The 13,282-nt window shown below is 68.4% G+C and carries 11 protein-coding genes; 7 read left to right on the plus strand and 4 right to left on the minus strand.

Going from position 1 to position 13,282, the window contains the following annotated elements; genetic code table 11:
• Positions 1 to 260: 260 nt before the first annotated feature.
• The 3 genes from AB0M65_RS35425 to AB0M65_RS35435 are packed head-to-tail and all read right to left on the minus strand — an operon-like array spanning position 261 to position 2,442.
• Complete coding sequence (locus AB0M65_RS35425) at positions 261 to 1,046, minus strand: purine-nucleoside phosphorylase (RefSeq protein ID WP_364037955.1); 786 nt, start codon at positions 1,044 to 1,046, stop codon at positions 261 to 263.
• Complete coding sequence (locus AB0M65_RS35430) at positions 1,043 to 1,471, minus strand: ABA4-like family protein (protein WP_364037958.1); 429 nt, start codon at positions 1,469 to 1,471, stop codon at positions 1,043 to 1,045. The genes AB0M65_RS35425 and AB0M65_RS35430 overlap by 4 nt, the downstream gene beginning before the upstream one ends.
• The gene (locus AB0M65_RS35435) at positions 1,468 to 2,442 is read right to left on the minus strand and encodes a hypothetical protein (protein ID WP_364037961.1); all 975 of its coding nucleotides are present in this window, start codon (positions 2,440 to 2,442) and stop codon (positions 1,468 to 1,470) included. Before AB0M65_RS35435 ends, AB0M65_RS35430 begins: the two co-directional genes overlap by 4 nt.
• 121 nt (positions 2,443 to 2,563) lie before the next feature.
• Here AB0M65_RS35435 and AB0M65_RS35440 point away from each other — a divergent pair, with 121 nt between their 5' ends.
• Positions 2,564 to 3,205: a MerR family transcriptional regulator gene (locus AB0M65_RS35440; protein WP_364037964.1), complete on the plus strand. Its 642-nt coding sequence runs from the start codon at positions 2,564 to 2,566 to the stop codon at positions 3,203 to 3,205.
• On the opposite strand, the gene AB0M65_RS35445 is transcribed toward AB0M65_RS35440, so the two are convergent.
• A complete protein-coding gene (locus AB0M65_RS35445) occupies positions 3,185 to 4,987 on the minus strand; it encodes a serine/threonine-protein kinase (protein ID WP_364037967.1) in 1,803 nt (600 codons plus the stop codon). The genes AB0M65_RS35440 and AB0M65_RS35445 overlap by 21 nt on opposite strands.
• A 127-nt stretch (positions 4,988 to 5,114) precedes the next feature.
• Between AB0M65_RS35445 and AB0M65_RS35450 the strand changes: the two genes are divergently transcribed.
• The 6 genes from AB0M65_RS35450 to AB0M65_RS35475 all read left to right on the plus strand — a co-directional run bounded on the left by AB0M65_RS35450 (position 5,115) and on the right by AB0M65_RS35475 (position 13,165).
• Positions 5,115 to 6,998, plus strand: coding sequence for a methylmalonyl-CoA mutase family protein (locus AB0M65_RS35450; protein ID WP_364037970.1), 1,884 nt, complete (start codon positions 5,115 to 5,117; stop codon positions 6,996 to 6,998).
• Positions 6,998 to 9,166, plus strand: a complete 2,169-nt coding sequence (gene scpA, locus AB0M65_RS35455) for a methylmalonyl-CoA mutase (protein ID WP_364037973.1) — start codon at positions 6,998 to 7,000, stop codon at positions 9,164 to 9,166. Before AB0M65_RS35450 ends, scpA begins: the two co-directional genes overlap by 1 nt.
• A 3-nt stretch (positions 9,167 to 9,169) precedes the next feature.
• The gene (gene meaB, locus AB0M65_RS35460) at positions 9,170 to 10,168 is read left to right on the plus strand and encodes a methylmalonyl Co-A mutase-associated GTPase MeaB (protein ID WP_364037976.1); all 999 of its coding nucleotides are present in this window, start codon (positions 9,170 to 9,172) and stop codon (positions 10,166 to 10,168) included.
• A 58-nt stretch (positions 10,169 to 10,226) separates the two neighbouring features.
• Positions 10,227 to 10,535 carry a hypothetical protein gene (locus tag AB0M65_RS35465; protein WP_364037979.1) on the plus strand — a complete coding sequence of 103 codons (309 nt, stop codon included), beginning with the start codon at positions 10,227 to 10,229 and terminating at the stop codon, positions 10,533 to 10,535.
• A gap of 239 nt (positions 10,536 to 10,774) precedes the next feature.
• The gene (locus tag AB0M65_RS35470; protein WP_364037982.1) at positions 10,775 to 12,073 is read left to right on the plus strand and encodes an amidohydrolase; all 1,299 of its coding nucleotides are present in this window, start codon (positions 10,775 to 10,777) and stop codon (positions 12,071 to 12,073) included.
• 258 nt (positions 12,074 to 12,331) lie between these two features.
• A complete protein-coding gene (locus tag AB0M65_RS35475; RefSeq protein WP_364037985.1) occupies positions 12,332 to 13,165 on the plus strand; it encodes a DUF559 domain-containing protein in 834 nt (277 codons plus the stop codon).
• The last annotated feature ends 117 nt before the right edge of the window (positions 13,166 to 13,282 follow it).

Here is a 13,282-nt window from a genome sequence, read left to right on the forward strand (position 1 = left end):
CCGAGGGAAGGAGTCCTTCACGCGCGACCCAAGTACATGAAGGCCCCCTTCCTGTACCTAGGCGCAAGGAAGGGGGCCTTCATGTACTCCCGCTGGCAGGCGAGCGACTACTTGCGGTAAGTGCCAGGTGTCCACAAGGGGCCCTTCAGGACGTTGAACGTCTCAAAGGGGTCCTTCGGGACAGCCAAGACAGGTCTCGTGAGTGGTGAAGGACAGTGAGAACCGTCCTTCACCACTCACGAGCGGATCCGTTCACTGCGTCAGGCGCGGGCGACGAGTTCCTTGAGCAGGGTGCCCATCCGCGTCGCGGACTGGCGGCCCGCTTCGAGGACCTCTTCGTGGTTCAGCGGTTCCCCGGTCATCCCGGCCGCCAGATTGGTCACCAGCGACAGCCCGAACACCTCGACTCCGGCGGCGCGGGCGGCGATGGCCTCCAGCACCGTCGACATGCCGACGAGGTCGGCGCCGAGCGTCCGCAGCATGCGGATTTCCGCCGGGGTCTCGAAATGCGGTCCGGTCAGTCCCGCGTAGACGCCCTCTTCCAGTGAAGGGTCGATTTCCCGGGCGATGTCGCGCAGCCGCTTCGAGTAGAGGTCCGTCAGGTCGACGAAATGCGCGCCGACGATCGGGGAGCGCGCGGTCAGGTTCAGGTGGTCGGAGATCAGCACCGGCTGACCCACCTGGAAGCCTTCGCGCAGGCCGCCCGCGGCGTTGGTCAGCAGGACCGTCCTGGCGCCCGCCGCCGCGGCCGTGCGCACGTTGTGCACGACCGGGTCGATGCCCTTGCCCTCGTAGAAGTGCGTGCGGCCCAGCAGGATCAGTGCCCGCTTCTCGCCGACGCGGACCGACCGGACGGTTCCCCCGTGCCCGACCGCGCCCGGCGCCACGAATCCGGGCAGTTCGCCCAGCGGGATCTCCGCCTCGGGCTCCCCGATGACGTCCGCCGCCGGCCGCCAGCCCGAACCGAGCACGACGGCGATGTCGTGCTTCTCGACGCCGGTGCGTTCGGCGATGGCGGCGGCCGCCGCGACCTCGTTCTCACTCATGCCGACGAGCGTATCCGGACGGTTCGGACGAGCAGGAACGCCACCAGCCCGAACGGGGACAGGAAAATCGTGAGTGCCAGGATCGAGCCCGTCACCAGCGGATGGATGCGGTGTTCGCGTGATTCGAAGTACATCCACCTGGCGATGAACAGGTCGAAGGCGATCAGATGCGCCCAGATCGCGGCCGCCCCGTACGGCGAGCCGGTGAACGCGCTGAGCACGTCCAGGTCCGGCCGCGAAACCGCCGTCCAGAGCTCGCCGAGATGCGGGATGGCGAGCGCGAAGTAGGTGACGAGTGGCAGCAGCGGCACCCAAGGCGAGGACATGATCCGCCGGGTCCACGACCAGCCCGGCAGGAAGATCATCAGCAGCCAGAACGGCGTCGCCAGCGGGAAGGTCCAGGTGAACAGGGTCTCGGCGGTCATCGAAGGGAGTCCTCCAGCTCGCGGTCCTTCGACGGCCGCCCGATCGCGATTAGCCCGCTAAAGGCGACGGCGGCCACGAGCAGCACGAAGGCGGTCAGGGTTTGGCCATCAGGGTTCACGATCGACTGGCCGCGCAGGGCCTGCCAGGTCAGCAGTGCGATCAGGCCCGCGTAGCCGACGCCGGCGATCAGGACCAGCCGCAGGCGGAGGACGTCGTCGCGAAGCCGCGGGTAGCGGGCGGCCAGGACACCAAGGGCGAGTGCGAGCAGCGGAAGCGCCTGAAGGCCGTGCAAGCCGAGGAAATGCGGGATCCGCAGGTCGCCGCCGATAGTGCTCCAGCCGAGGATCGGCAGGCCGGGGCCGCCGTCGGGAAGGCCGACGGTATGCGCGCCGACCATCGCGGACGTCCCGGTCGCTTCGAACGCGGCCTGCTGTTCGGCGGTGGGGCTGCTCATCAGCGTCGCCAGCGAGATCCCGATCATGCCGAGTACCGCGCCGATCCGGGCCGCCCACGTCGTCGCGCGGTCGGGGAGACGGGTGAACATCACGGCGATGGTGAGCAGAAAGTTGATCAGCCACAGCGCGGCGATCATCACCCCCATGATCTGGAAGATCCTGCTGTCCAGCGGGGTCGCGTTGTTGAAGTGGCTCGCCCGGACACGGGTGGCCTGGAACACCATCAGCACGTACTCGGCCGCGAAGATCACGACGAGCAGGCTCGTGAGCCAGTTCGCGGTCCGCCGGAAACGCGGAAGCAGCGAAGTGAGCCAGCTCCAGGTGAACATGTACAGCGCGCCGGAGATGGCGAATTTGAACGGTTTCGCCCAGATCGGCGCACCTTGCAGTGTCCGTTGGTCGATCACCATCAGCAAAACGCACACCACGGTGATTCCGGCGAGAACTTGCGCGAACCGGTAGGACAGCCGGTGCCAGGTGCGGGTTCTCTCGCGCAGATCGGTCAAGATGGTCATGTTGTCTCCCCATAACGGATAGTCAAGCTCTCCGTTTTGGAAAGTTAGACTATCCATGCTGAGAAGTCTTCAGGGTTCACCCTGAAACCGTCCCGGAGATCGGAGCGAGAAGCGCGTGCGGATGGCGGAACTGAGCGAAAAGGCCGGGGTTCCGGTCGCCACGATCAAGTACTACCTGCGGGAAGGGCTGGTCCCGCCGGGGGAGCGGACGAGCCCCAACCAGGCCAGGTACGGCGACGGGCACGTTCAGCGGATCAAGCTGATCAGGGCGTTGATGGACGTCGGCGGCCTTTCGCTCACGACGGTCGGCGAGGTGCTGGCCGCGGTCGACGCCGGGAAAGCCAGTCCGCACCGCATCCTGGGCCTCGCACAGGAGGGCATCACCACCGCCAGGCAGGCGGGTGACGAGGAGTCCAGGGCGTGGGCGCTCGCCACCGTCAAGGACCTCGCGGGCCGCTGGGACTGGCCGTGCAAGGACGACGACGACCCGGTCATCCAGGCACTGGTCGGCATCCTGTGCACGATCAAGGAGGTCGGGCACGGCTGGTACCTCGAAAAGCTCGACGCCTACGCCGAGATCGCCGACCGGACAGCCGACCTCGACCTCGATGGCATCGCCGGGGTCGCGTCACTGGAACGGATCATCGAGATCGCCGTCGTGGAGACCGTTCTCGGCGACAAGCTGCTTTCGATGCTGCGGAGGCTGGCGCAGCAGCGAGCTTCGAAAGCGTACTTCGACGCCCTAGCCGTCGACGACGAGTGACCGCGCGACCGGCTCGAACACCCCGGACCTGGCGGACGTCTCCTGCTCGATCGGCGAGGTCACCGAGAGGATCCACAGGTCCGTGCCGCCGCTGAACAAGTCCATGAACGTCGTACGCGTGATGGACTCGTTCTTGGCGTCCCTGGTCACGGCGGAGCGCTCGGTCGTCCGGTAGACGTACCGCATGCTGTTGTCCCCCCGGCCGGGCACGGTGCCGGGCTCCCCGATGAGGGCGATTTCCGGATTCTGCGTCCTCAGCCAGCTGAAGTAAGCGGATGGCGGGCTGTCGCTCAGGAAGCCACCCAGCCGCTCGATCCGGATGACCTGGCGGCCGTCGCGCGAGACGTACTGGACCACCGTGCTCGGCAAGCCCCTGGTGACGTGCGGTGCGACGAACTTCTGCCAGCCCTCCGGCACGTTGATGGTGAACCGGCCGCCCTTGACGCCGTTCACGGTGCTCGCGTCGCCCTGCTGGGTGATCAGCGTCGGCGGTGGCTGGGGACTGATCGAATCGCCGGTGTCCAACGCGGCCGGCGGCCGCAGATCCTCCCCGCCGACGGCCCTGGCCAGTACGAAGCCACCGCCCGCGGCCAGCAGGAACACGATGATCGACGCGAGCGCCAGCAACGTCGTCGCCACCGTCGACCGGCCAGGCGGACGCGGTGGCGGCGGGACGAACGTCGGCATCGGCTCGGGTTCGGCCGGAGCCTCCGGAGCGGGAGCGGGCGGGGCCGGAGCGTCCGAAGCCGGGGTGGGCTGGCGCAGGAACGGCAGTGGCCCGGGATTGGCGGCGAGCTCCGAACTGGTCCCTTCGCCCGGCTTCTCCGGCGTGACCGTCTTGATCACCTGGGTGTCGGTCGCGTCCAGATGCGCGGTCGTCTTCTTGCCGTCGGGGGTGTGGAACAGCTGCGCCGGGAAGAGATCGATCAGCGTCTTGGCCTGCAGCGGGTACAGGCGGCGCCGCACCTCGCGCAGGGTGATCCGCTTCGACGGCTCCTTCTTCATGAGCGCGCCGATGACGTCGGACAGCGGACCGGGGCCGGGTTTCGGCACCTTGCCGTTGACGACCTTGCCGACCGTTTCGAGCGGGTCGCCGTCGGCGTCGTAGGGCGGCGAGCCCTCGACGGCCGCGAACAGCGTCGCGCCGAGCCCCCACAGGTCGGCGGCGGGGACGACCGCGCCACCGGAAGCGACCTCGGGCGCGATGTAGGCGGGCGAGCCCAGCATCATCCCGGTGCGGGTCATCGTGGCTTCGGAGACGTTACGTGCGATGCCGAAGTCGGTGAGCTTGATCCGGCCGTCGCCGGCGACCAGGACGTTCCCCGGTTTGACGTCACGGTGAGTGATCCCGGCGGCGTGCGCGGCTTCGAGTGCGGAGGCCACCGCGATCCCGACGGCGGCCGCCTGCTCGACCGTCAGCGGGCCGTGGTCGCGCAGGATATGCGCGAGGCTGCGTGACGGCAGCAGTTCCATGACCACGAACGGTTCGTCGTTCTCGCGGGCGACGTCGTGCAGGATGATCACGTTCGGGTGACTCAGCACGGCGATCGCGCGGGCTTCGCGCAGGGTCCGTTCGCGGAGTTCGTCGGCCTGCGAGACCGGGACGCCCGGCGGGAGCCGTACCTCTTTGACCGCGACCGGGCGGTGCAGGAACTCGTCGTAGGCCGACCAGACCGTGCCCATCGACCCGGAGCCGATAACCGAGCGCAACCGATATCGCCCGGCGACGACACGCTTCTCTTCGCCGGGGCTCTCGCTGGACTCGGTGGGGTCGGACGGCACGGCCCAATTGTGTCGTATGCCCGCGTGGCCGCCGTATGCACCGTGCCCTGGCGGAGCGAACGACCACCCCTTTAGCGCGACTAGCGTCACAGGTAAGGCTTGTTAAGGGCCGTTAACATCGTTGGCTATGACGGAAGTGGCCGGAACGGAGTCAGTGCCGACACCAGCTGAGCCCGCTGAACCCGATGAGCTCGTCCTCGCGGCGGAGTTCCCGGAGGTGAGCCGGGAGCAGTGGCGGGAGCTCGTCGCCGGAGTACTGCGCAAGAGCGGCGCGATCGACGAGGCCTTCGAGGGGCTGCCGGAAAGCAAGCTGGTCACACGGACGTATGACGGGCTGGAGATCCAGCCGCTCTACACCGCTGATGACACGATCGAGGGAACCGGCTTCCCCGGTCTTCCCCCGTTCGTGAGAAGCGCCCGGCCCGAAGGTTCGGTGACGACGGGATGGGACATCCGCGCCCGGCACGCGCGTCGCGAGGCCAAGGCCACGAACACCGCCGTGCTCGCCGACCTCGAAGGCGGCGTCAGCTCGATCTGGCTGCGCGTGGGCGCGGGTGGCGTCCCGGTCGCCGAGCTGGCCGACGCGCTGAACGAGGTCTACGTCGAGCTCGCGCCCGTCACCCTCGACGCGGGTGAAGCCTACGAAGCCGCCGCCACCGCCTTGTTCGAGCTTTTCGCCGAACGGGAGATCCCGGCCAGCGCGGCTGCCGCGACCCTCGGCGCCGATCCGATCGGGCTGACCGCGCGGACCGGTGAGGCGTATCCGCTCGCCCCGGCCGCGGAACTGGCGTCGCGCGTCGCCGTCAGTCATCCCCAGGTGCGGACGATCGTGGCCGACGGCCTGCCGTTCCACGAAGCAGGCGGATCGGACGCGCAGGAACTCGGCGCGACCATCGCGGCGGGCGTCGCCTACCTGCGTGCGCTCACCGAAGCCGGGCTGGACGTCGACGCCGCCGCCGGGCAGCTCGAGTTCCGGCTCGCCGCCACGGCGGACCAGTTCCTCACGATCGCGAAGTTCCGTGCGGCGCGGCGCCTCTGGGCGCGGGTCACCGAGGTCTCGGGTGGCAAGGGGTCCGGTATGCGGCAGCACGCGGTCACCTCACCCGCGATGCTGACCCAGCGCGACCCGTGGGTGAACATGCTGCGGACCACGCTCGCCTGTTTTGGCGCCGGGGTCGGCGGCGCGGACGCGATCACCGTCCTCCCGTTCGACGCCGCGATCGGGCAGCCGGACGCGTTTTCCGCCCGGATCGCACGCAATACGCACGCCGTACTGCTGGAGGAGTCCAAACTCGCCGGTGTCATCGACCCCGCGGGTGGTTCCTGGTACGTCGAGAACCTCACCGACGACCTGGCCAAAGCCGCTTGGCGCGAGTTCACCGCCATCGAGGCCGCGGGCGGGATCGAGGCCGAGCTGGCTTCGGGCGCGCTCGCCGCACGCCTGGCGGAGACCTGGGAGAAGCGGTCGAAGCGGCTCGCGACGCGGCGCGACCCGATCACCGGAGTGAGTGAATTCCCCAACCTGACGGAAAAAGCGGTCGTCCGCGACCCCTTCGAAACCGGCACCGAAACCGGCACCGACGGCGGCCTGCCGCGGCACCGGTACGCCGAGGCCTTCGAAGCCTTGCGGGACCGCGCGGACGCGCACCCGAGCCGTCCCCGCGTCTTCCTCGCCACCCTCGGCCCGGTCGCGGCGCACACCGCGCGGGCGAGTTTCGCGGCGAACCTGTTCCAAGCGGGTGGGATCGAGGCCGTCAACCCTGGCGCGCCCGACGATGTCGTCGCGGAATTCCGCGCCGGTGACACGAAGATCGCCTGCCTCTGCGGAAGCAACACTTCCTACGCGGAGGAAGCCGCCAGCGTCGCGAAGGCGCTGAAGGACGCGGGTGCCACGTCGGTGCTTCTCGCCGGAAAACCCGGCGACTATCCCGACGTGACGGGCTACCTGTACGCGGGTTGTGACGCCCTCGAAGTCCTGACCGGCACGTTGAACGAGCTCGGAGTGCAGTGATGACCATCCCGAACTTCGCCGGTGTCGACCTCGGCACACCCGGCCCTGGCGACCGTCCTCAGTGGACCGAAGCGTTGCACGCCGCCACCGGCAAGGGGCCCGACGCACTCGCGTGGGAGACACCGGAAGGCATCGGCGTCAAGCCGGTCTACACCGCCGACGATCTGTCCGGAGTGGACTTCCTCGGCACGTACCCCGGCGTCGCACCGTACCTGCGCGGCCCGTACCCGACGATGTACGTCAACCAGCCGTGGACCATCCGCCAGTACGCGGGTTTCTCCACCGCCGAGGAGTCGAACGCCTTCTACCGCCGGAATCTCGCGGCCGGGCAGAAGGGCCTTTCGGTCGCCTTCGACCTCGCAACGCACCGCGGCTACGACTCCGACCACCCGCGTGTGGCCGGTGACGTCGGCATGGCAGGCGTCGCGATCGACTCGATCTACGACATGCGCCAGCTCTTCGACGGCATCCCGCTGGACAAGATGAGTGTCTCGATGACGATGAACGGCGCCGTCCTGCCGGTGCTCGCGCTCTACGTCGTCGCGGCCGAGGAACAAGGCGTCACACCGGACAAGCTCGCCGGGACCATCCAGAACGACATCCTCAAGGAGTTCATGGTCCGCAACACCTACATTTACCCGCCGCAGCCGTCGATGCGGATCATTTCGGACATCTTCTCGTTCACCTCGCGGAACATGCCGAAGTACAACTCGATCTCCATCTCCGGCTACCACATGCAGGAAGCCGGGGCGACCGCCGACCTGGAGCTGGCGTACACGCTCGCGGACGGTGTCGAGTACCTCCGCGCCGGGACCGGGGCCGGGCTGGACGTCGACAAGTTCGCGCCGCGTCTGTCCTTCTTCTGGGCGATCGGGATGAACTTTTTCATGGAGGTCGCGAAGCTTCGCGCGGCGCGGTTGCTCTGGGCGAAGCTGGTGAAGGGCTTCGAGCCGAAGTCGTCGAAGTCGTTGAGCCTGCGGACGCATTCGCAGACGTCGGGCTGGTCGCTGACCGCGCAGGACGTCTACAACAACGTCGTCCGCACCTGCGTCGAGGCGATGGCCGCGACCCAGGGACACACGCAGTCACTGCACACCAACGCCCTCGACGAGGCCCTCGCGCTGCCGACGGACTTCTCCGCTCGCATCGCGCGGAACACGCAGCTCCTGCTGCAACAGGAGTCCGGGACCACCCGCGTGATCGACCCGTGGGGTGGCAGCGCGTTCGTCGAGAAGCTGACCTACGACCTCGCACGCAAGGCGTGGGGCCACATCACCGAGGTCGAGCAGGCGGGTGGGATGGCGAAGGCCATCGACGCGGGCATCCCGAAGCTGCGCATCGAGGAGGCCGCCGCGCGGACGCAGGCGCGCATCGACTCCGGCCGCCAGCCGGTGATCGGCATCAACAAGTACAAGGTGACCGACGACGAGCAGATCGACGTGCTCAAGGTCGACAACGCGGGCGTGCGTGCCCAGCAGCTGGAGAAACTGCGCCGGTTGCGCGAGGAGCGGGACGAGCAGGGCACGCGGGACGCCCTGCGGCGGCTCACCGCGGGCGCCGAAGCCGACGGCAACCTGCTCGCGCTGGCCATCGACGCCGCCAGGGCGAAGGCAACGGTCGGGGAGATCTCCGACGCGCTGGAGAAGATCTGGGGGCGCCACTCCGGCCAGATTCGTACCATCTCCGGTGTGTACCGCGAGGAGGTCGGCAAGGCCGAGAACATCGAGCAGGCACGCGAGCTGGTCGAGAGTTTCGCCCAGGAAGAGGGCCGCCGTCCCCGGATCCTGGTCGCGAAGATGGGCCAGGACGGCCACGACCGCGGCCAGAAGGTGATCGCCACCGGGTTCGCCGACATCGGCTTCGACGTCGACGTCGGCCCGCTGTTCTCCACCCCCGGCGAGGTCGCGCGGCAGGCGATCGAGGCGGACGTGCACGTCATCGGCGTTTCGTCGCTGGCGGCCGGGCATCTCTCCCTGGTCCCCGCGCTGCGTGCCGAACTCGCCGAACAGGGCCGCGAGGACATCATCGTCGTGGTCGGCGGCGTCATCCCGCCGCAGGACTACGAGGAACTGCGGGCGGCGGGTGCGGCGGCGATCTTCGGTCCCGGCACGGTGATCGCCGACGCGGCGATCGACCTGATCGGGCAGCTGACGGCACAGGAGTCCTGAATCTTGCCGCGCAAAATCGACGTCGGGTTGCTGGCCGAGGGCGTCCTCGCTGGCGACCGGGGCGTGCTTTCCCGGGCGATCACGCTCGTCGAGTCCCACCGGGAGGACCACCGGGCGCAGGCGCAGGAACTGCTGGTCGAACTGCTTCCGCACGCGGGTGGCGCGCGGCGGGTCGGCATCACCGGCGTGCCGGGGGTCGGCAAGTCGACCTTCATCGACCAGCTCGGCACGGATCTGACCGAGGCCGGGCACAAGGTCGCCGTGCTGGCGGTCGACCCGTCGTCGACCAAGACCGGCGGTTCGATCCTGGGCGACAAGACCCGCATGGCGCGGCTCGCGGTGGACCCGAAGGCGTTCATCCGCCCTTCGCCGACTTCGGGGACTCTCGGCGGTGTCGCGCGGGCAACCCGCGAAACGATCGTGCTGATGGAAGCGGCCGGATACGACATCGTGCTGGTCGAGACCGTCGGCGTCGGGCAATCCGAGGTGACCGTGGCGAACATGGTCGACTGTTTCTTGTTCCTCACCCTGGCCCGGACCGGCGACCAGCTGCAGGGGATCAAGAAGGGCGTCCTCGAACTCGCCGACGTCATCGCGGTCAACAAGGCCGACGGCGACCACGAACGGGACGCGAAACGCGCCGCCCGTGAACTGGCAGGCGCCCTGCGGATGATCTACGGGCGCGACGCCGAGTGGACCCCGCCAGTGCTGACCTGCAGCGCGCTCACCGACGTCGGGATGGACGAGGTGTGGTCGGAGATCGGCCGTCACCGCGACGTGCTGACCGCGTCCGGTGAACTGGACCGGCGGCGGCGCCGTCAGCAAGTCGAGTGGACCTGGTCCATGGTCCGGGAACAGCTGCTCGGGCGGCTCGCCGCGCATCCGGAAGTGCGAGCGGTCGTTCCGGACGTCGAACGGGCGGTCCGGGATGGTGAACTGACCCCGACACTGGCCGCTCAACGGATCCTGGAGGCGTTTTCCGGTCCTCCGCGTGGCGGCTGACGCCGGGACCCGGCAGAGTGCAGAATCGGATTCGCACTGTGGCCGATGAAAGGGAGTCATGCCGAAAAGGTCTCGTCTCGGGCAGCTGGCCGGGCTGCTGATCGCCGGGCTGGTCGTCTGTGCCCCGGCCGCGCAGGCGGCGGCGCCCTCGGCGATCCCGGCCGTTTCGCCGGTGATCACGCAGGCAGCGGCGGTGCATGAGGTGCTTTCGCAGGCTCCGCCTGGTCCCGTGCTCGACCCGGCCGAGACCGACAAGGCCAACAGCCAGGAGACCAAGAACAAGGTCATCGCCGGCATCATCGCCGTGGTGCTGCTGGGTTTGGTGATTCTCGGCCGCCGCGCCCGTTCCAAGAAGAAGAAGTCCTGAATCGCTACCGGTAAGTAGAAGAACTCTCCGCTTAGCCCGGACTGAACTCCTCGTAGCCGTTCAACGCAGATCCACTACCGGCCGTCTCCGGCTCGATCACTCGACGAGCGGCTTGTCATCCGCATGGTGCACGATCTATCGCAAATGCGTATCACAGATCGAATGGCACCCAGCGTGCCTTCAGCGATCACTCGTATGGTGGTAGACGAAGGCAACTGTGTTGCGGGAGGAGGTGCGGCGTGACGGTGCTCGATTCACGTCCGGACATTCCAGGCGACCCGGAAGGTCGCGTCATTGCCCCTAACGAGGCGTCCACCGCGCTGATCTCCGAGGCCGGCGTCAGCATGGCACCTGTGCATGATCTGGGTGCCGGCCGTGGCCCCTTCTGGCTCGACGACTGGCTCCGCGCGAACGCCACCGACGTCCTCGCGTGGCGCCGGCACATCCACGCGCATCCGGAGCTCTCCCGGCACGAGTTCGCCACCACCGAAATGATCATGTCCCTGCTGCGCGCGGTCGGGCTCAAGCCCTGGGTGCTGCCGGTGGGCACCGGTGTCGTCTGTGACATCGGCAGCGGCGACCGTTGTGTCGCGCTTCGCGCCGACATGGACGCCTTGCCGCTGGCGGAGGCCACCGGACTCCCGTACGCGTCCAAGACCGACGGCGCCGCGCATATGTGCGGGCACGACGCGCATACCGCGATCCTGCTGGGCGCGGCGCGGGCGCTGGCCGGTGCGCCGGAGCTGCCGGGCAAGGTCCGGCTGATCTTCCAGCCCGCCGAGGAGGTCATGCCCGGCGGTGCGCTGGACATGATCGCCGCGGGTGCGATGGAAGGCGTCGAGCGGATCTACGGGCTGCACTGCGACCCTCGGCTGGAGGTCGGCAAGGTCGGCCTGCGCGAGGGGGCGCTGACGTCCGCCGCGGACCTCATCGAACTGCGGCTCACGTCGCCGGGTGGCCACACCTCGCGGCCGCATCTGACCGCCGACCTGGTGCACGCGCTCGGCACCGTGATCACGTCGCTGCCCGCGGTGCTTTCGCGGCGCGTCGACCCGCGTTCCGGGACCGTGCTGGTCTGGGGTGCGGTGCACGCCGGGCAGGCCGCGAACGCCGTCCCGCAGGACGGGGTGCTGCGCGGCACACTGCGTACGGCGGACCACGAGGTCTGGACGATGCTGGAGCCGCTCGTCGCGTCTTCGGTCGAGTCGCTGCTCGCGCCGACCGGCGTCGGGTTCTCGCTCGACTACCGCCGAGGAGTCCCGCCGGTCGTCTCCGACCCGGAATCGACCGCGTTGATGCGGGCCGGTGTCGAAGCCGCGCTGGGCGAGTCCGCCGTGGCCGGTACCGAGCAGTCGTCCGGTGGCGAGGACTTCGGGTGGTACCTGGAGCACGTCCAGGGCGCCTTCGCGCGTCTCGGCGTGTGGCCCGGTGAAGGCCCGATGGCCGACATCCACCGCCCGACCTTCACCCTCGACGAGCGTTCGCTGCTGTGCGGTGTCCGCACCCTGGTCCACACCGCGCTGGCCACCCTGGCCTGAGTTACGCCTTCAAGCACGCGAGTTACGCCTCTGCGCACGCGAGTTACGCCTTCAAGCACGCGAGTTACGCCTCTGCGCACGGATGTTCGCCCTATCGGGTCCGAACATCCGTGCACAGAGTTATCCACAGCCTGGGCAAGTTATCCACAGCTGGAGAAACGGCCCTTCCCAACGCCGGTCCGATCTCGGATTCTCGAAGGTGTGATCAACTGGGGAGGACGTCATGGAGCGGTCTCGCGTAGTGAGGCCGACGAGATTTTGGGGCGACGAGTCGTCAAAGAAGGGCTGGCGCGTGGTGTGCTGGCCCAGCCTTGGCGAAGCGTGGTCGTCCATGCGGCAGATCTGCTCAAGTTGCCGACTCGGGCACAAGCGGCACTGCTCGCGGTCGGCAGGCCCGCGGTGCTTTCCGGCGCCACATCTCTTTACCTGCACGGGATTTCGGCTGCTGACGACACGGCGGTCCACCTGACCGTCCCCTACTCGAGACGGGTCAAATCGAGGCAAGGGCTAGTGGTGCACAGGGCGGAATTCCAGCCGTCCGATGTTCTCGAACTGGACGGACTTCCGGTGTTCTCGTTGGATCGCGCGCTGGCCGACCAGCTCTGCGACGGCGACAAGCGAACGGCGTTCGCCGCGCTCGAAGAGGCACTGCACAACCTCGCGCCGGAGCAGCGGGGCATCCTGCACACCAACGTCCGGGATCGCATTATCGACCGCCACGACCGACGAGGTATCCACAGGGCGCAGATGCTGCTCGCGCTCGCTACGGGCGAGGCCGAATCGCCGGCGGAGAGCGTGCTCCGCTTGATCGTGGTGGAGGCCGGGCTGCCGGTGCCGGTCGCCCAGTACGAGATCGGCACCGTCGATGGCCGGAAGCTGTACGTGCTCGACCTCGCTTGGCCTGAGCTGCGCATCGCACTGGAGTACGACGGCTACGCCGCTCATGAGGGCAGGCAGGACTACGACGCGGAGCGAGATGCCCGAATGGCGGCGCGTGGGTGGATCACGATCCGCGCGACGGCGGCGGATCTGCGGGATCCACGACGGTTGCTGGCGGAGTTGCGCGGAGCGTTCGAGCGTCGTACGGCGTGACTTGCGTGCCTGGAGGCGTGACTTGCGTGCTTGGGGGCGTGACTTGCGTGCTTGGGGGCGTGACTTGCGTGCTTGGGGGCGGAACTTGCGTGCTTGGGGGCGGAACTTGCGTGCTTG

It is taken from the genome of Amycolatopsis sp. NPDC051071 (assembly GCF_040682875.1).
Taxonomy (GTDB): Bacteria; Actinomycetota; Actinomycetes; order Mycobacteriales; family Pseudonocardiaceae; genus Amycolatopsis.

Excerpts from the sequence above, each read along its gene's own strand:
- AB0M65_RS35425 (WP_364037955.1), bottom strand. The coding sequence starts at position 1,046 with ATGAGTGAGAACGAGGTCGCGGCGGCCGCCGCCATCGCCGAACGCACC.
- AB0M65_RS35430 (WP_364037958.1), bottom strand. The coding sequence starts at position 1,471 with ATGACCGCCGAGACCCTGTTCACCTGGACCTTCCCGCTGGCGACGCCG.
- AB0M65_RS35435 (WP_364037961.1), bottom strand. The coding sequence starts at position 2,442 with ATGACCATCTTGACCGATCTGCGCGAGAGAACCCGCACCTGGCACCGG.
- AB0M65_RS35440 (WP_364037964.1), top strand. The coding sequence starts at position 2,564 with ATGGCGGAACTGAGCGAAAAGGCCGGGGTTCCGGTCGCCACGATCAAG.
- AB0M65_RS35450 (WP_364037970.1), top strand. The coding sequence starts at position 5,115 with ATGACGGAAGTGGCCGGAACGGAGTCAGTGCCGACACCAGCTGAGCCC.
- scpA (WP_364037973.1), top strand. The coding sequence starts at position 6,998 with ATGACCATCCCGAACTTCGCCGGTGTCGACCTCGGCACACCCGGCCCT.
- AB0M65_RS35465 (WP_364037979.1), top strand. The coding sequence starts at position 10,227 with ATGCCGAAAAGGTCTCGTCTCGGGCAGCTGGCCGGGCTGCTGATCGCC.